Origin of the sequence: Burkholderia sp. 9120, from assembly GCF_000745015.1 — a bacterium.
GTDB lineage: Bacteria > Pseudomonadota > Gammaproteobacteria > Burkholderiales > Burkholderiaceae > Paraburkholderia.
On sequence record NZ_JQNA01000002.1, the window covers coordinates 6484367 to 6501212 of the forward strand.

General features: G+C 63.1%; 17 protein-coding genes and 1 tRNA gene. 9 read left to right on the top strand and 9 right to left on the bottom strand.

All coding sequences use genetic code 11. From position 1 onward, the window contains the following. Nucleotides 1-57: 57 nt before the first annotated feature. The 8 genes from FA94_RS36705 (at nt 58) to dhaK (ending at nt 8414) form a co-directional block, all read left to right on the top strand. Nucleotides 58-918 (top strand): branched-chain amino acid ABC transporter permease, encoded by an 861-nt coding sequence (locus FA94_RS36705; protein WP_035561421.1) that lies wholly within the window; start codon nt 58-60, stop codon nt 916-918. Further along, nucleotides 915-1994, top strand: coding sequence for a branched-chain amino acid ABC transporter permease (locus tag FA94_RS36710; protein WP_035561424.1), 1080 nt, complete (start codon nt 915-917; stop codon nt 1992-1994). Before FA94_RS36705 ends, FA94_RS36710 begins: the two co-directional genes overlap by 4 nt. After that, nucleotides 1991-2758 (top strand): ABC transporter ATP-binding protein, encoded by a 768-nt coding sequence (locus FA94_RS36715; RefSeq protein ID WP_035561427.1) that lies wholly within the window; start codon nt 1991-1993, stop codon nt 2756-2758. Before FA94_RS36710 ends, FA94_RS36715 begins: the two co-directional genes overlap by 4 nt. Then, nucleotides 2755-3456, top strand: coding sequence for an ABC transporter ATP-binding protein (locus FA94_RS36720; RefSeq protein ID WP_035561430.1), 702 nt, complete (start codon nt 2755-2757; stop codon nt 3454-3456). The genes FA94_RS36715 and FA94_RS36720 overlap by 4 nt, the downstream gene beginning before the upstream one ends. Nucleotides 3457-3489: 33 nt before the next feature. Further along, a complete protein-coding gene (locus tag FA94_RS36725; protein ID WP_035561432.1) occupies nt 3490-4782 on the top strand; it encodes a Zn-dependent hydrolase in 1293 nt (430 codons plus the stop codon). After that, nucleotides 4779-6269, top strand: a complete 1491-nt coding sequence (locus FA94_RS36730; protein ID WP_035561435.1) for a M81 family metallopeptidase — start codon at nt 4779-4781, stop codon at nt 6267-6269. Before FA94_RS36725 ends, FA94_RS36730 begins: the two co-directional genes overlap by 4 nt. A 79-nt stretch (nt 6270-6348) precedes the next feature. Next, nucleotides 6349-6425: transfer RNA gene (locus FA94_RS36735), tRNA-Val, on the top strand. Between the two features lie 261 nt (nt 6426-6686). Further along, nucleotides 6687-8414 (top strand): dihydroxyacetone kinase subunit DhaK, encoded by a 1728-nt coding sequence (dhaK, locus tag FA94_RS36740; protein WP_035561438.1) that lies wholly within the window; start codon nt 6687-6689, stop codon nt 8412-8414. On the opposite strand, the gene FA94_RS36745 is transcribed toward dhaK, so the two are convergent. The 7 genes from FA94_RS36745 to FA94_RS36775 all read right to left on the bottom strand — a co-directional run bounded on the left by FA94_RS36745 (nt 8405) and on the right by FA94_RS36775 (nt 14008). Further along, nucleotides 8405-8704 carry a YciI family protein gene (locus tag FA94_RS36745; protein ID WP_035561440.1) on the bottom strand — a complete coding sequence of 100 codons (300 nt, stop codon included), beginning with the start codon at nt 8702-8704 and terminating at the stop codon, nt 8405-8407. The two genes, dhaK and FA94_RS36745, sit on opposite strands and share 10 nt — an antisense overlap. A gap of 12 nt (nt 8705-8716) precedes the next feature. Continuing rightward, the gene (catC, locus tag FA94_RS36750) at nt 8717-9001 is read right to left on the bottom strand and encodes a muconolactone Delta-isomerase (RefSeq protein ID WP_035561442.1); all 285 of its coding nucleotides are present in this window, start codon (nt 8999-9001) and stop codon (nt 8717-8719) included. A 48-nt stretch (nt 9002-9049) separates the two neighbouring features. Next, entirely contained in the window at nt 9050-10378 is a 1329-nt protein-coding gene (locus tag FA94_RS36755; RefSeq protein ID WP_035561445.1) for a short-chain fatty acid transporter, read from the bottom strand. 69 nt (nt 10379-10447) lie between these two features. After that, a complete protein-coding gene (locus FA94_RS36760; protein WP_051981135.1) occupies nt 10448-11407 on the bottom strand; it encodes a 3-hydroxyacyl-CoA dehydrogenase in 960 nt (319 codons plus the stop codon). 2 nt (nt 11408-11409) lie between these two features. Beyond that, nucleotides 11410-12111 (bottom strand): SDR family oxidoreductase, encoded by a 702-nt coding sequence (locus tag FA94_RS36765; protein ID WP_035561452.1) that lies wholly within the window; start codon nt 12109-12111, stop codon nt 11410-11412. A 40-nt stretch (nt 12112-12151) separates the two neighbouring features. After that, nucleotides 12152-13204 (bottom strand): cyclase family protein, encoded by a 1053-nt coding sequence (locus tag FA94_RS36770; protein ID WP_035561455.1) that lies wholly within the window; start codon nt 13202-13204, stop codon nt 12152-12154. Nucleotides 13205-13264: 60 nt separating this feature from the next. After that, the gene (locus FA94_RS36775; protein WP_035561458.1) at nt 13265-14008 is read right to left on the bottom strand and encodes an IclR family transcriptional regulator; all 744 of its coding nucleotides are present in this window, start codon (nt 14006-14008) and stop codon (nt 13265-13267) included. A gap of 261 nt (nt 14009-14269) precedes the next feature. Here FA94_RS36775 and FA94_RS36780 point away from each other — a divergent pair, with 261 nt between their 5' ends. Continuing rightward, nucleotides 14270-15592: an MFS transporter gene (locus FA94_RS36780; RefSeq protein WP_035561461.1), complete on the top strand. Its 1323-nt coding sequence runs from the start codon at nt 14270-14272 to the stop codon at nt 15590-15592. A 57-nt stretch (nt 15593-15649) separates the two neighbouring features. Here FA94_RS36780 and FA94_RS39840 read toward each other — a convergent pair whose 3' ends face one another. Then, nucleotides 15650-15784 carry a hypothetical protein gene (locus tag FA94_RS39840; protein WP_035561465.1) on the bottom strand — a complete coding sequence of 45 codons (135 nt, stop codon included), beginning with the start codon at nt 15782-15784 and terminating at the stop codon, nt 15650-15652. Nucleotides 15785-15787: 3 nt separating this feature from the next. After that, on the bottom strand, nt 15788-16843 hold the full coding sequence (locus FA94_RS36790; protein WP_035561468.1) for a permease: 1056 nt from the start codon (nt 16841-16843) through the stop codon (nt 15788-15790). Nucleotides 16844-16846 lie beyond the last annotated feature (3 nt).

Genomic DNA, 16846 nt, shown 5'->3' on the forward strand with positions numbered 1-16846 from the left:
GGGCGCCGCAAGTGTGCCCGCAACGGTCTCCTTTCGCCCATCCTATAGACGGACGCCATGAACGTTTATCTTCTGCAGATCGTCAACGGCATCGGAGTGGGAATGCTGTATTTCCTGCTCGCGGTCGGCTTGTCGATCGTGTTCGGCCTGCTGCGCTTCGTGAACTTCGCGCACGGCGCGTTCTATCTGCTCGGCGCCTACTTCTGCTATCAGGCGATGCAATGGTCGATGAGTTTCTGGACCGCGCTGGTGGTCGTGCCGATCGTGGTCGGTGCGCTTGCGTGGGTCGTCGAGAAACTGATTCTGCGGCACGTCTACGCGCAGCAGCACGAGTTTCATATTCTCGTGACGGTCGGCCTTGCGCTCGTCGTGCAGGAATGCGCGATCCTGATCTGGGGGCCGATCGGCGACAACGTGCCGGTGCCGGACATGCTGAACGGCGTGGTGATATGGGGCAGTTTCGTCTATCCGAAGTACCGGCTGTTCGTGATCGGTTTCACCGCCGTGCTGGCGGCGTTGCTGTGGTGGGTGCTGGAAGGTACGCGGCTTGGCAGCGCGGTGCGGGCGGGTAGCGAATCGACGGAGATGGTGTCGCTGCTGGGTATCAACGTGTTGCGTGTTTTCAGTTTGGTGTTCGCGCTTGGCGCAGCAACGGCCGCGTTGGCGGGGGTACTTGCCGCGCCGATTCGCGGCGTCGATCCGTTCATGGGCATCGAGGCACTCAGTGTTGCGTTCGTGGTGGTCGTGGTCGGCGGCATGGGTAATTTCCTTGGCGCGCTCGTCGGCGGGTTGCTGGTGGGCATCGTGCAGAGCGTAATGAGCACGTTGTGGCCGGAAGGCGCGAGATTGATGATCTACGTCGCAATGGCCGCCGTTCTATTGCTGCGTCCGAACGGCTTGCTTGGGAGGGCGGCATGATCGATACCTCGAAACCCGGTGAGCAAAACGTTTCGTCCGCAACGACCCAGCGCGGTGTAAAACGGGCACTGTACCGCTATCGTTTCCTGCTGCTCGCGCTTTTAGTGGTGTGCGTATTGCCGCTAACACTGCGTTCCGGATCGCTGGCCACGGAGGTGCTGGTGTTCGCACTCGCCGCGCTCGGCTGCAATCTGTTACTCGGCCACACCGGCTTGCTTTCATTTGGTCAGGGCATTTTCTTCGGGCTTGGCAGTTATTGCGCCGGTCTGGTTCTCACTAAAACAGCATTGCCTGTTCCCGTCGCGTTGCTGACATCGATTGTGGTTGGCGCGGCGGCCGCTGTATTGGTCGGCTGGTTTTCGATTCGCCAGCGCGGCACGTATTTCGTGATGTTGACGCTCGCGTTCGGGCAACTGTTCTATTTTCTGGCCTACACCACGCCTGATCTGACCGGTGGCGATAACGGCTTGCTCGACATTCCGCGCCCGGCGCTCGGACTGTTTGGAAAAACACTCGTGCCGTTGACATCGCCGTGGCAATACTACGGTTTCGTCGCCGTGCTTTTCCTCGTGGTGTTCTGGCTTTTGATGCGCGTGTCTCATTCGGTGTTCGGCCGCACGCTACTCGCGATTCGCGACAACGAGGCGCGTGCCGCGGCGGTTGGCTACGACGTCAAACGCTTCAAGCTGATGGCGTTCGTGATCTCCGGGGCAGTCACCGGTCTCGCTGGGGCGCTGCACGCGCTGATGACCGGTATCGCGCCGCTGTCCAACATCGACTATCACACGAGCGAGATGATCCTCGTGATGACGGTGATCGGCGGGACGGGTAATCTGTTCGCGTCGGTATTAGGCGCAGCGTTTTACGTGCTGTTTGCCGACTGGCTGTCGACTCTGTGGCCGCGCTGGTTGTTATTGCTAGGCATTGTGCTGATCGCGGTCAGCCTGTTCATGCAGCGCGGCTTGTGGGGGCTGGGTGAACGCATCTGGCAAGCGCTGCGCGACAAGGCTGAGCAAAGGGACAACAAAGACAACAAAGACCAGAAAGACAACGACGCCACCCAGGAGCCCGTATGAGCGAAGCCATTCTACGAGCCAGCGGCATCGTAAAACGCTACGGCAAATTCACCGCGCTCTCCGACGTCAACCTGAACATCCTGCCGCGCACCGTGCATTCGGTAATCGGGCCGAACGGAGCAGGCAAAACCACGCTGTTCCATGTCTTGACCGGCACGTTGCCCATCACGGAAGGCAAGATCATTTTCGACGGTCACGACGTTACGCGTGAGCCGGATCATAAGCGGGTGCGCCGCGGTGTCGCGCGCTCGTTTCAGGTGACGAGCCTGTTCGCCAATCTCAGCGTACGAGAAAATCTGCGCCTCGCCGCGCAAGGCGTCGACGCCATCCGCGCATTAAATGCGTGGACCCCGCCGCACGGCGCGCTCACGCATGCGGAGACGGTCGACGGTGTACTCGAACGGCTCGCATTGCAGCGTTTCAGCGAGGTGCCGGCGAGCGCGCTGTCGCACGGTCAGCAGCGCCGGCTCGAAGTCGGCATGGCGCTCGCCGCGCGGCCCAAGGCGATCTTTCTCGACGAGCCGACATCGGGCATGGGCATCGACGATCTCGACGATATGAAGCAGTTGATTCGCGGCCTGCGCGATGACTACACGGTGGTGCTGATCGAGCACAACATGGGGATCGTGATGGATATCTCTGACACGATCACCGTCATGCAGCAAGGGCGTGTGCTGGTTGAAGGCCGTCCCGACGAAATTCGCGGCGACGAGCGCGTGCGCAGCGCCTATCTCGGCAATATGATCACCGGAGGCCGCGCATGATTCTCGACGTGCAGGACATTCACGGTTTCTACGGCAAGAGTCACATTCTGCAAGGCGTCACGCTGCAGATCAACGAAGGCGAAACCGTCACGCTGTTAGGCCGCAACGGCGCGGGCAAATCGACCACGCTCAAAGCAATTGCGGGCGTCGTCACGCCGCAGCGCGGCACCGTGACCTTCAACGGCGCGAAGATCGGCGGCCTGCCTTCGCACAAGATCGCCTCGCACGGCGTGTGCTTCGTGCCCGAGCATCGCGGCATCTTCCGTTTGCTGACTGTCGAAGAGAACCTGAGGCTCGGCGCACGCAAAGGTTCTCCGTGGCAACTCGACGACATCTACCGCATTTTCCCGCGTCTGAAAGAGCGGCGTACGAACGGAGGCGCGCAACTGTCCGGCGGCGAACAGCAGATGCTCGCGATCGGCCGCGCGCTAATGAATCACCCGAGGCTGCTCATGCTCGATGAACCGGTGGAGGGACTCGCGCCGGTGATCGTCGAAGAAATCGTCGCACAGCTCAAACTGATTCGCGAGGCCGGCGTGGCGATTCTGCTGGTCGAGCAGAACCTCGAAGTCTGCACGCAACTCGCGGACCGCCATTACATCATCGAACAGGGCGTGATCGTCTATTCGGGCGACAACGCGTCGTTCGCCGCGGACGAGTCGATCAAGGACCGTTATCTCGGCGTTGGCGTCGTCTAACGCGCAATCTGTCTTCAACACGAGGAAGCATTGATGCAAGTTCACGAATCAACATCCGTCGCGACGTCTGCCGATTTGCGAGTCGACGGCGCGCGGCTCTGGGACAGTCTCATGCAACTCGCGCAGCTCGGCGCGACCGACAAAGGCGGTGTATGCCGGCTCGCGTTGACGGAGCTGGACCGCGAGGCTCGCGACCTGTTCATCGCGTGGGTGAAGGAGATCGGCTGCACGGTGCGGATCGACGCGATCGGCAATATCTTCGCGCGGCGCGCGGGCTTGCGTGACGACTTGCCGCCGGTGATGACCGGCAGCCATATCGACACGCAGCCGACCGGCGGCAAGTTCGACGGTAATTACGGCGTGCTGGCGGGACTTGAAGTGTTGCGCACGCTCGCCGACGCCGGTGTGCGGACTCAGGCGCCGCTGGAAGTCGCGGTGTGGACCAACGAGGAGGGCTCGCGTTTCGTGCCCGTGATGATGGGCTCCGGCGTGTTTGCCGGCGCGTTCACGCTGGAGCACGCACTCGAACAACGCGACCGCGAAGGCATCTCGGTGCGCGACGCGTTGGCGGCAATCGGCTATGCGGGCGAAGATAAAACCCCGCATGCGGTCGGCGCGTACTTCGAAGCCCACATCGAACAAGGCCCCGTTCTGGAGGCACACGACAAAACCATCGGCATCGTGCAAGGCGCGCTCGGTCAACGGTGGTACGACGTGACGGTGCACGGCATGGAAGCCCACGCGGGCCCGACGCCGATGGAACTGCGCCGCGACGCATTGCTCGTTGCGGCGGATCTGATTCACGCGGTCAACCGCATCGCGCTCGATCACGCGCCGCACGGACGCGGCACCGTGGGCTGGCTGGACGTGCATCCGAACTCGCGCAACGTGATTCCGGGCCGCGTGACGCTCACGGTCGATCTGCGCGCGGCCGACGACACCACGCTGACCGCAATGGACGACGCCTTAAGAGCTGCATGCGCGCAGGCAGATGCCAAGACCGGCATCGCGATAGACGTCGAACAGGTCGTCTATTTCCCACCTCAGCCTTTCGCCGCGGAACTGGTCGTCGCCGTGAAGCAAGGTGCGGAACGACTGGGATTTTCATCGATGGACGTGATCAGCGGCGCCGGTCACGACGCGGTCTATTTGGCGCGAGTCGCACCGGCCGCGATGATCTTCGTGCCGTGCAAGGACGGTATCAGTCACAACGAAATCGAAGACGCGCGCGCGGACCATCTGGAAGCCGGTTGCAATGTGCTGTTGCAGGCCATGCTAAATGCGGCGCAACGAGTGCCAAGCGAACCGGGGAGCGTCGGCGCATGAAAATCCTGATCGCCCGGATGAACCACGAGACCAATACCTTCTCGCCGGTCGCTACACCGCTGGCCGCATTCGGCCGCAGCGGCCCCAGCTACGGCATGGACGCATTCAAGGAAAACAAGGGCATGCAGACGGCGATGGCCGCCTTCATCGACGCCGCCGAGCGCGAGCAGGCGGAGATCGTCACCCCGGTATCCGCGTCGGCGAATCCGAGCGGACCGGTCGAGGCCGCCGCGTACGACGCGATTTGCGACGCGATCGTTGCGGGCGCAACCGGCTGCGACGCCGTGATGCTCGATCTGCACGGCGCGATGGTCGCTGAAGATTCGAACGATGGCGAAGGCGATCTGCTCGAACGCGTGCGCGCCGCGTTACCGCATGCGCCGATCGCGGTAGCGCTCGACCTGCACGGCAACGTCACGCAAAAGATGATCGACAACGCCGACGTGATCGTCAGTTTCAAAACCTATCCGCACGTCGACATGTACGAGACCGGCGCGCACGCGGCGCGGCTGATGTTCGACCTGGTACACGGCAACGCGAAACCGGTGATCGCCTGGCGGCAGCCGCCGTTGCTCACGCACACGCTGCGTAGCGCGACCGCCGAGGGCGCGATGAAGCGCGCCGTGGACGCCGCGCGCGCGGCCGAAGCCGACGGCCTGCTCGCGGTCTCGGTGTTGTCGGGCTTCTCGCTGGCCGATATCGCCGCGCCTTGCATCAGCGTGATCGTCGTGAGCAACGGCGACCGCGCGCTTGCTGAAGCAACCGCGGAACGCATCGCCCGGCAGATCTGGGCGGAGCGCGACGATTTCGTTTATCGCAGCGCGCCGCTTGCCGATTCGGTCGCACAGGCGGCCGCGCTCGCGCAGGGCGCCGATAAACCCGTGCTGCTGCTCGATCACGGCGACAACTGCATGTCGGGCGGCACGTGCGACACCATGGATCTGTTCGAGGAAGCGCTGAAGCAGAAGCTCGACGGCATCGTCAGTGGACCGCTGTGCGATCCGCAAGCGGTCGCGGCGCTGATGGCGGCCGGCGTTGGCAGCACGGTGACCGTGACTATCGGCAATAAGGTGGCGGGCAGCGCGGTGACGCCACGGCCGCCGGTCGCCGTCACGGGTGTGGTGCGTGCGCTGACTGATGGCGAGTATGTGATCAGTGGGCCGACCTACACGGGCCAGCGCGCGTTCATGGGACGCGCCGCGGTACTCGACACGGGCACGGTAAAGCTCGTGCTCACCGAGCGCACGCACGAGCCGTGGGATCTTGGCGTGTTCGAAAGCGTCGGCATCGATCCGCGCCGCGCGCGTTTCCTGCTGCTCAAATCGCGCATGTACTGCCGGCCGGTTTTCGTGCCGATCGGCGCGGCGCTGGTGGAATGCGACAGTCGCGGCGTGACGAGTTCGGATTACGGCCTGTTCGAGTTCAAGCACGTGAATCGACCTGTTTATCCACTGGATGTCGACGCCGAATGGACGTCCACTCACTGAATCGATTCACAGGTCAGCCACTTCGTGCAATCCGGGGCTTGTGCAACGCGCGCCGAGTCTCTATAATTCGCGCCTCTAAAGGCTCGTAGCTCAGTTGGTTAGAGCACCACCTTGACATGGTGGGGGTCGTTGGTTCGAATCCAATCGAGCCTACCAACGCATCAGTGACGTAGACGAAAGCGGCTCCGCTTTCGTCTACGGTCCTGTAAAACGTCTCACCCAGACGTTCAGTCTGTCGCAGTCACTCCCTCCGTTATACCCAATCCATCGCAGCGTCATGCTCTCGCGCAGACCAAGCTCGTGTATCACGTCGTCTATCGCCAATGCGCGGTACAGTTAAGCCTCTCCGTTTCGCCACTGAATAAACTGCCGTGCTCGCCACGCAGCGCCGGCAGCTTTAAAAAGGAAGCTGACGCAATGAAGAAGCTGATCAACGACGTCTCCGCGGTCGTCCCGGACATGCTCGACGGACTCGCGGCGCTCAATCCCAATCTCTCCCTGTTGCAAGGCGGTTCGATCGTCGTGCGTGCCGATGCGGAATCCGCTGCGGCGCGCGGCGAAGTCGCGTTGATCTCGGGCGGCGGCTCGGGCCACGAACCGGCACACGGCGGCTATGTGGGCGCAGGCATGTTGAGCGCGGCGGTGGCGGGCGAAGTCTTCACGTCGCCTTCCACCGACGCCGTGCTCGACGCGATACGCGCGGTAGCCGGCGCCGCAGGCGTCCTGCTGATCGTGAAGAACTACACGGGAGACCGCTTCAATTTCGGCCTTGCTGCCGAGATCGCACGCGCCGAGGGCATTCCCACCGAGATGGTGATCGTCGCCGACGACGTCGCGCTGACGGCGAGCGGCGACCACGCGGGCCGTCGCGGACTCGCGGGGACCGTGCTGGTCCACAAGATCGCGGGCGCGGCGGCAGCAGCGGGGCGGAGCTTGCCGGAAGTGGCGCGGATCGCACGCGAGGTGGCCGGCGCGCTCGGCACCATGGGTGTTGCGCTGACGCCGTGTACGGTGCCGGCCGCCGGCAAACCTGGCTTCGAACTGGCCGACAATGAGATCGAATGGGGACTCGGCATTCACGGCGAACCCGGCGTGGAGCGCGGCGCGATGGAGTCGGCGGACGTTATCGTCGGCAAGCTGCTGGCGAAGATCGTCGGCGACCTGTCGTTGCAGGCCGGTGAGCGCGTGGCTTTGCTGGTGAATAACCTGGGCGGTACGCCGTCGAGCGAATTGAGTGTCGTGGCGGGGTCCGCGCTGCGTTATCTGGCGGGCAAAAGTATCAAGGTCGAGTGCGCGTGGGCCGGCACGTTCCTCAGCGCACTGGAAATGGCGGGCATTTCGCTGTCGCTGCTGCGCGTGGACGACGAGCGCCTGCGTTGGCTCGATGCCGCGTCGCATACCAGCGCATGGCCTGCATTGAGTGGGCGCGTTGCACAGGTTTCTGTACGGCCAGCGCCGGTTAAACCCGAGAGCGTGAATGGTCCGACGCTTTCGCGCGAAGCGCCGTTGCGCCTCGCGATCGAAGCCGTTTGCGCATGCCTGCTGGAAGCCGAACCGACGTTGACCGACATGGATCAACGCGTCGGCGACGGCGATCTCGGCATCAGTCTGTCACGCGGTGCGCGCGCGATTCTTGGCGAGATCGATACCTATCCCACCGAATCGACGCCGGGCGCCGTGTTGCGCAGTATCTCCGCGACAGTAAGGCGTGTGGTCGGCGGGACATCGGGGCCGCTCTATGCGGTGATGCTGGTGCGTGCCGCGGTCACGCTGGAACAGTCGAGCGGAACCACTGCAACCCCAGCGACCGCTACCGCTACCGCGCAGAATTGGGCCGCCGCGTTCAGCTCGGGCGTAACAGGATTGATGGAACTGGGCGGGGCGCATCCCGGCGATCGCACGATGGTCGATGCGCTCAAACCCGCCGCCGATGCATTGCAATCCGCACTCGCCAACTCGAATGAGACCAGCGCGGCATTGAAGGCCGCCGTCGATGCGGCCACCGAAGGCGCCGCGCAAACCGCGTCGATGCATCCACGGCGAGGGCGGTCGAGTTATGTCGGCGACCGCGCGCTCGGCCATGTCGATCCGGGCGCGCATGCCGTGGCGTTATGGCTCGCGGCGATCGCAAGCGCTTACAGGTAACACTCGCCGTCGAAGTAGGCTTTGCGCCAGTTGGTGATCGTCACACGCTCGAACAGGTCGACCTGTGAAAACGGGTCGGCTGCAATAAACCGTTCGGCTTCTTCACGTGTGTTCAGATCGACCACGTACACGCCGCCGCCCGCGCCGCTGCCGTCGTCGTCGTTCAGCTTCGCGCCGCAGGCGAGCAGCAGCGCCCTGTTCTGCTCGAGAAACGCCAGGTGCGTTTCGCGCTCACGCACGCGGACGTGCGCGTGGCCGGGTTTGTCGAATGTTTCGATGATGTAGGGCATGCGCGCTCCGCGTCAGTTCGGCACAATCGCCGACGGATGTTGCGCGAGCGGCGTGACGTTCAACACCATGTACGGAAACAGCGGCAACGAACTGAGCAACGTGTGAAGCTCGTCGTTCGATTCGACGTCGAGCACGCTGTAATTCGCGTACTGTCCGGCCACGCGCCACAGATGCCGCCATTTCCCTTCATGCTGCAGCTTTTGCGAGAACGCCTTTTCTTCCGCCTTCAGGCGATCGATCAGCGCCGTGTCGGCGTCGGCAGGAATCTGAACCTGCATATGGACCATATACAACATGTCATTCCCTCCATCGAATAGGCCGCGCGTGGCGGCCGAAGTGTCTATTTAACCCCAGGCGAGAATCGCCACGGTGTACACAATGCCGATCCAGAACATCATGATGACCGTATAGCCCATGATGTCCTTCAGTTTCAGCTTCGACAGCGCGAGCGCCGGCAGAATCCAGAACGGTTGGACCAGATCGTTCCATGCGTTGCCGAGCATCACGGCGGTCGCGGTGTGTCCGACCGACGCGCCGATCGACTTGGCCGCTTCGATCATGAAGGGGCCTTGAATCACCCAGTGACCGCCGCCCGAAGGTGCGAAGAAGTTGATGAAGAACGAACTCACCAGACCCCAGAACGGCAACGTGGCGGGCGTGGCGATCTTGACGAAGAAATGCGAGAACGTGTTGACCAGTCCCGACGACGCCATGATCGCCATAATGCCCGCGTAGAACGGATACTGCAGGATGATGCCGCTGATCGTGCGAATGCCTTCATTCAGTTTTTCGACGTAGCGAATCGGCGTGCCGAGCAGAATGATGCCGAGAAACAGAATGATGAAGTTGATCAGGTTCAGGTCCATCGAACCGCCGCCGCGGAAATACAGCACCACGTAAACCACGCCGATCGCGCCGATCAGGTAGCTCAGCAAGCGGCTGTTATTCAGGCGATTCGCGAGCGTGTTGCTCTCGTCGGTATCCACGGCGGGCGTCGTGCTTTTGGGCGCTGCGTTCAACGCACGGTCGATCTCCGTGACCGCCTGGCCCGGCTTCGGATGCAGCCACGCATTCAGCAGCGGCAGCGTGATGATGACGACCAGACTCGTCATCAGCATGGTCGGCGAGAAGATCGTTTCCGACAGCGGAATCACGCCCATTTGCGCTTCCATCGGATGTCCCTTGGTGGAGATCAGCACCGGAATGCTGGCCGACAGACCGAGGCCGTACAGCGTGAAGCCGCTATACGCCGACGCGATAATCAACGGGTAGTGCACGCCCTTGATACTCATCGCGAGTTTGCGTGCGACGATCCCGCCGATCACCAGACCGAAGCCCCAATTCAGATAGCTGCCGATTCCGCCCACCAGTGTCGCGACGATCACTGCCATGCGCGGATCGTGCACGCGTGCGACGAGCCGGTCCAGGAACCGCTCGGTCAGCGGTGCGGTGGCGAGCACATAGCCCATGGCCAGAATCACCGCCATTTGCGTCGTGAACGCGAGCAGCGCCCAGAAGCCCTTGCCCCAACTCAGCGTGAGCGCGCTGACCGCCTGGCCTTGCACGAGCACGGCGAGAATCATCGTGAGTAACGTGAGGCCGATGGCGAACACGAACGGGTCCGGCAGATACTTGCGCATCAGCTCGGTAAAGAAGGCGGTGACTTTCTGCATGTGACGGTCTCTGGATTGGTCGAATAATAGTTATCGGGTCATGCGGCGAGATACGACGAACGGTGTTGCTTATGAATCGTTGGCGGCGGATTCCTTGCGATAGCGAGCGAGGCTCATCAACGCGCGATCGCGCCACGCAACGCGCGCTTCCCATTGATCGAGCGGCAACGCGCTGCGGCGCGCGGTATCGACGGCGGCGACGAGTTCGCTGGTCCACGGATCGTGCTGACCGCGTTCGGCGCCCATGCGCGCATACGAAGGGCCCATTTTTTGCGCGTGCGATGCAATGCCGCCGCGGGTATTCAGATCGACGGTTTCGAACGGGCCGATCACCGACCAGCGCAAACCGAGACCTTCGCGCACGACGGTATCGACGTCGTCCACTGAGGCAACGCCGTCGCGCACGAGGCAATACGCCTCGCGCAACAACGCGCCTTGCAGCCGGTTGAAAACGAAGCCTTCCACTTCTCTGGCGACGCGTATGGGCTTGAGTCCGGCTTCCGTGAACAGTTTCATGGCGCGCGTCACCGCATCGGCGTCCGTGAACGGCGCGGGCACGATCTCGACGACCGGTATCAGATAAGGCGGATTGCCCGGATGCGCGACGAGGCATCGGCCGCGGCCAGGCAAGGTTTCGTCGACAAAGCGCGACGCCGCGAGAAACGATGAGGCGCTCGCGAGAATCGCATGCGCGGGCGCGGCGCGATCGAGTTGCGCAAACAGGTCGCGCTTGATGGCTTCACGCTCGGGCGCGCATTCCTGCACGAGATCGGCGTCCGCGGCGGCAGCTTCGAGCGTCGTGACGATGGCCACGCGCGCGGCGATCTCGCTAGCCGCTTCATCGAGCAAGCCGAAACGGGTCAGCTCGTCGAGCCGTTGCATGATTTCCGCCGCCGCCAACTCGCGTCGTTCGGCCGCCGGATCGTACAAACGCACTTGCCAGCCGGCCCGCGCGAACACCACGGCAAACGCAATGCCGATACTCCCGCCGCCGACAATCCCCGCACGCCGCGTCACCTGAGCCCGCATGCTCACACTCCCGCGACGCCGACGGTCATGCCGCCGCACACGTACAACACCTGACCGGTGACGAAGCCGCTGCGCGCGTCGAGCAGATACGACGCAGCGTGCGCGATGTCGTCCGGCGTGCCGACGCGCTTCACCGGCACGCTGTCGATGATCGCGCGCGTGCGCGGCGCATCCGGCGGATTCGCGCGGTCGAACAGTTCGGTCCGAATCGGGCCGGGACCGATCGCGTTCGCGGTCACACCGAACGCGCCGAGTTCGAGCGCCCAGACCCGTGTCATGCCGATCAGGGCCGCTTTAGTCGCGGAGTAAGCGGTGCGCAATTCTTTGCCGAGCGCTGCGCGCGACGACATGTTGACGATCCGTCCGAAGCCCGCCGCTTTCATGCCGGGCAGCAGCGCCTGCATGCATTGCAACGAGCAGCGCACGTTGAGCGCCCACGCGCGTTCGAGTTCTTCGAGCGATTGCTGATCGGCGCTAGCCGGCATCACGACGCCGACGTTGTTGATGAGGCGCGTGATCGGGCCGCCTTCCAACGCGCGTTCGAGTGCCACCGCGGTCGCCTGCGGGTCCGACAGATCGGCGATCAAGCCGTCGCCCACGCGGTCGATCACGACCACGTCATAACCGTCTTCCTGGCAACGCTGCGCGCACGCGGCGCCGATGCCGGCAGCGCCGCCGGTGATCAATACTCGTTCTTTGGCCATGTTTCTGAATCAGAAGATGAAAAAGGAGAAGCTCAAGCGGTCACACGGTCGCGATCGGCGTGACAGGCGAACCCATCGCACCCGGCAAGCGCAGCGGTGGCGCGGTCAGCATGAAATGCGAGCGGCCGTTCGCGCGCAACCACGTGGCGAGGTCGCGCAAGTACCAGAGTTCGCCGAGCGGCAAACCGAGTTTGAACAGACAGTGATGATGCAGCGGCAGCAACGGATGCTCGCCTTCAGTGGTCGGCGGCCGAGCCGGATAGCGCTCCACCGCGTAGTTGTCGGCGGCGAGCGCGGCGATGCCGGAATCGGTGATCCATTGCAGCAGGCGTTCGTCGCGGCCGTCGAGTGCGCAGCAATGGCTGTCGAGCACGCTCTCGTCGGGGTGGCGATTCATCTCCAGCACCATCTCGGCGAAACCGGTGCGCAGCACGAGCAGGTCGCCGCGTTCTATTTGCACGCCGTCGGTCTCGATCGCGAACATCAGGTCGTCGTAACCGACCGTGCGATGCTCGCGGCCATAGTGCGCCACCAGATCGATCAGCACGCCGCGTCCTTGCATGCCTTTGACCGCGAGATTTTCGATGCCGAGCACGTCCGCGTGACTGTGTTCGCCGCCGCAGGCGTGCGGCGCGAAATCGTCGTCGGCGCGATAGTCGATCGGTCCGACGATGTCCGTCTGCGCGCGATAACCGTTGTAGTAGACGCTTTCGGCCACGCCGTCGCCGTCCGCGTCGAAGCGCGCGCCCACGTGCGCGAGCGAATCCCATTGCGTCGAGTACTGCAGGCTGAGCAGCACCTGATCGTCGCTGATCACGTCCGTCGCGCCGGGTGCGTTGCGTGCGAAGGGGAAGTTCACATAGGGCAGGCCGTCCTTGAAAGTCGGCCGCAATACCGGCGGATGACGGCGCGCGTTCAGCTTGCTGTCGCCCGGAAAATCGAGCGGTAAAGACAGGCAGAAGCTCAACCCCGCGCGGATCTCGCGGGCGCCTTTGAGCACCTGTTCCGTGCCGATCAGATTCGGCCTGCCGAGTTGATCGTCGGCGCCGAAGTCGCCCCAGTTCGATCCTTCAGGTTTGTTCTTCCAGCGCATTGCCACTTCCTCTACTGATCTGGCCTGCGCGCTTCACGATGCGAGCCGTGAAGCGCGCCGTCACGCGAGCAAGGCGGGCGGGATCTGGCCGTAAATGTCGAGCAGCGCTTCGATTGCGCGTTGTTCGTTCTTGAGAAGCCGCGCCTTCGGGCCGCCGATCACCAGCGCAAACGCCTCGCCGTGAATCAGGAAGCCGCGCGCGAGCCCGGCGACGTCTTCGACGTTTTCGCCGGTCGAGCGATGCCAGCCGTTTGTCACGCCTTGCTCGACTTCGATCTCGAGCGTCTTGCGCTCGATCACCGTTCCGTCGGTCGACGCGGTCCACGGTTCGCAACTGTCCAGCAGCTTGCGGCGCGCCTCCACCGACAGCGCGCCAAGCAGCGCCTTGCCGGCCGCGCTCGCATGCACGTACATGAAGCCGCCGGGTTCGTCGCTGTAGCGAATCTTCTGGCGCGACTCCATCACGTCGAGATAGACGACGCGATTGCCGGCCAGTGTGGCGAGCGCCGCGGTCTCGCCGGTGGCGTCGCGCAACGCGGTGAGCAGCGGCTGGAACAGCAGCGTCAACGGGTCTTCGCTGCAGATGTCGCGCGCCACGTGCAGGAGCCGCTGGGTCGGGTAGTAACCGGCCTTGACGCCCGGCGCGTACAGGTAGCCCTTGGCGACCATGGTCTGCAAAAGCGCATGGCAACTCGACAGCGGGATCTCGGTTCGACGCGCGATCTCGCTGTAGATCATGGGTTGCCGCACTTCGGCAAAGAGGTTTATCACGTCGAAGACGCGTACTGCTGTTTTCACATCCATGAGAACATTATCGACATACCGATAACTGGATGGCAATAGCGGACGGGGTATACACCTAGTTCGTGCGGGCGTGGCTGTTGGTGCCGCAGGGTAATTCCTTAGTTGACGCTAGTTGTGGGGGCTACCTATAGTCGCGCTTTCTGTTCGTTTACGGAAGTTAAGTTCATCAGTCGAACATTCATCGACATGAAAACGGACAGAAGCGGAGGCGTTTCAGGTTCCTCCGACGCATTCGCGATACCAACATGGAGACGTACCCCGATGGCGCTCACCCTCGACACACAACGCCGTAACGCCCGCAAGGCGGGCATCGCATCATTCGTTGGGACAACCATCGAGTGGTATGACTTCTACGCGTACAGCACGGCGGCGGCGCTCGTGCTCGGCAAGATCTTCTTTCCGACCACCTCCGCGCTGGCCGGCACGCTCGCCGCGTTTGCGACGTTCTGGGTGGGCTTTCTGGCGCGGCCGATTGGCGGCATCATCTTCGGCCACCTCGGCGATCGGGTGGGCCGCAAGAAAACGCTGATCATCACGCTGATGCTGATGGGCTGCTGCACGACCGGCATGGGACTGCTGCCCACCTACAACCAGGTTGGCCTGCTGGCGCCCGCGTTGCTGATTCTGTTCCGCCTGATGCAGGGCATTGCGATGGGCGGCGAGTGGGGCGGTGCGGTGGTGCTGTCGTCGGAACATGCGCCGAAGGGCAAGGAAATTCTCTATTCCGCGTTCGCGCAGCAGGGGTCGCCGGCGGGCAATCTGCTCGCCACGGTGGCGTTTCTGCTGACGTCGATGCTGCCCGATCACGAGTTCCTGACGTGGGGCTGGCGCGTGCCGTTCCTGTTTTCGGCGCTGCTGGTGGCGGTCGGCATGTTCATCCGGATGAGCGTCGAGGAATCGCCGGCCATGCAGGAGTTGAAGGACAAGAACAAGGTCGCCAAACTGCCTATCGCCGAAGTCTTCCGCAACCACAAGGGCCTCGTTGCGATGGGCGTGGGCGCGTGCGTGATCGGTTTGTCGGCGACTTACTTCAAGACGACGTTCGCGTTGTCGTGGGCGGTGACGAGCATTGGTTTCGACCGCACGCAGTTTCTCACCGTGATTACGGGCGCGATCATCGTGCAGTTGATCGTGCAACCATTCGGCGCGGTGCTGGCGACCAAAATGGACCTGAAAAAAGCGGTCATTTATATGCTGGTGCCAGAAATCGTCGCACTGCCGCTGATGTTCTCATTGATCGCCACCGGCTCGACGAAACTCGCGATGCTCGGCATGGCGCTCGCGTCGATTCCGCACTCGCTGTACTACGCGGCAATGGCGGGCATTCTCGCGAAGTCGTTTCCGGTGCAGGTGCGCTACACGGGCATTTCGCTTTCTTATCAGATTTGCGGCATGGTGTTCGCCGGCACGACGCCGATTCTCGGTCAGTACCTGCTCAGCGCGACCGGTTCGATTCTGTCGGTCGTCGCGCTTGGCGTGCTGCATGTGCTGATCACGCTGTTCTGCGCGCTCGGTTTGATCACACGCATGCATCAGGAAGGCGCGCGCGACGCGGCGCGTGAGGCCGCGCTCGTACAAGGCTAAGGCTGCCGCACGATCGTTGCCTTGAAGAAAGACGTCCTCGGTGGACGTCTTTTGCCATCAAGGGCGAAACAGATCGAACCCGGCCAACGCGACCACGCCGCTGACCATGATCATCGCGACCGAGTGCTGTCCGAAGTAAAGCAGGCCCGCAGCGGACCAGCTCGTCAGAGCGAATGCGGCGATATGTTTCATAAGTTAAAACCCCAAAGCGACGGCGAGTAAGCCGCTTACGACACCACACACCACGACCGCCAGCGCAACCACCGTCAGCACGCGACGCGGGAACGAGCGTCCGAGCATCGCCATGGACGGCACACTGATCAGCGGCAGCGTCATCAGCAGCGCGCCGGCGGGACCGGCCGCCATGCCGAAGGACAGCATGGCCTGGATAATCGGCACTTCGCCCGCGGTCGGGATCACGAACAAGGTGCCGGCAATCGCCAGCGCGACGATCCACAGCAGACTGTTGTCGATATTCGGGCCGATGTGCGGGAACAGCCACGCGCGCGCCGCGCCGAGAATCAGCACGAGCACGATGTATTCGGGAATCAGTCGCAGCGTCATCGTGCCGAGAATTTTGACCCAGCGCGTGAAGGCGGTACCGGGTTCGTCGAGCGTGATCAGTTGGGCCATGGCTTCGCGCGACGCTTCGGCTTCCTTCGGCGTGACCATGCGGTTCACCAGATAGCCGAGGCCGAACACCATCACGATGCCGAGGGCGAGCCGCAGGCCCATCCACTGCCAGCCGAGCACGAAGCCCATGAAAATCAGCGTGGCCGGATTCAACGCGGTATTGCCGAGCCAGAATGCGATCGCCGCGCCGGGCGCGGCCTGACGCGCGCGCAAACCGGCGACGACCGGCGCCGCGCAACAGGTACACATCATGCCGGGCAACGACATCAGGCCGCCCTTCACGACGCTGCTGAAATCGCTGCGGCCGAGCGCACGCGCGACCCATTGCGGCGGGATCAACGCCTGCACCGCCGATCCCAGCAGCAGGCCGAGCACCATGGCTTGCCAGATCGCCTTGCCGTAGGCGAGGGCGTAGTCGACGGCGGCTTGCCACGATGCCGCAGGCGCACTGGCCGAGGCGCCCATCAGGATCGACTTGCCGATCGAATGCTGGCTCGCCGCGACGAACGCGCGGTTGTAGTACGGGAACCACTTCACATAGAAGAGGCCGACGACGGCGATCAGCAGAAACACGATCCAGCCCAGTGCGACGCGCGGCTGACGAAGAGTTGATTGCATGAT

Coding starts and splice junctions, on each gene's coding strand:
- FA94_RS36705 (WP_035561421.1), top strand. CDS start 58: ATGAACGTTTATCTTCTGCAGATCGTCAACGGCATCGGAGTGGGAATG.
- FA94_RS36770 (WP_035561455.1), bottom strand. CDS start 13,204: ATGCGCTGGAAGAACAAACCTGAAGGATCGAACTGGGGCGACTTCGGC.
- FA94_RS36710 (WP_035561424.1), top strand. CDS start 915: ATGATCGATACCTCGAAACCCGGTGAGCAAAACGTTTCGTCCGCAACG.
- catC (WP_035561442.1), bottom strand. CDS start 9,001: ATGTTGTATATGGTCCATATGCAGGTTCAGATTCCTGCCGACGCCGAC.
- FA94_RS36775 (WP_035561458.1), bottom strand. CDS start 14,008: ATGGATGTGAAAACAGCAGTACGCGTCTTCGACGTGATAAACCTCTTT.
- FA94_RS36760 (WP_051981135.1), bottom strand. CDS start 11,407: ATGCGGGCTCAGGTGACGCGGCGTGCGGGGATTGTCGGCGGCGGGAGT.
- FA94_RS36730 (WP_035561435.1), top strand. CDS start 4,779: ATGAAAATCCTGATCGCCCGGATGAACCACGAGACCAATACCTTCTCG.
- FA94_RS36790 (WP_035561468.1), bottom strand. CDS start 16,843: ATGCAATCAACTCTTCGTCAGCCGCGCGTCGCACTGGGCTGGATCGTG.
- dhaK (WP_035561438.1), top strand. CDS start 6,687: ATGAAGAAGCTGATCAACGACGTCTCCGCGGTCGTCCCGGACATGCTC.
- FA94_RS36780 (WP_035561461.1), top strand. CDS start 14,270: ATGGCGCTCACCCTCGACACACAACGCCGTAACGCCCGCAAGGCGGGC.
- FA94_RS36725 (WP_035561432.1), top strand. CDS start 3,490: ATGCAAGTTCACGAATCAACATCCGTCGCGACGTCTGCCGATTTGCGA.
- FA94_RS36755 (WP_035561445.1), bottom strand. CDS start 10,378: ATGCAGAAAGTCACCGCCTTCTTTACCGAGCTGATGCGCAAGTATCTG.
- FA94_RS36720 (WP_035561430.1), top strand. CDS start 2,755: ATGATTCTCGACGTGCAGGACATTCACGGTTTCTACGGCAAGAGTCAC.
- FA94_RS39840 (WP_035561465.1), bottom strand. CDS start 15,784: ATGAAACATATCGCCGCATTCGCTCTGACGAGCTGGTCCGCTGCGGGC.
- FA94_RS36715 (WP_035561427.1), top strand. CDS start 1,991: ATGAGCGAAGCCATTCTACGAGCCAGCGGCATCGTAAAACGCTACGGC.
- FA94_RS36745 (WP_035561440.1), bottom strand. CDS start 8,704: ATGCCCTACATCATCGAAACATTCGACAAACCCGGCCACGCGCACGTC.
- FA94_RS36765 (WP_035561452.1), bottom strand. CDS start 12,111: ATGGCCAAAGAACGAGTATTGATCACCGGCGGCGCTGCCGGCATCGGC.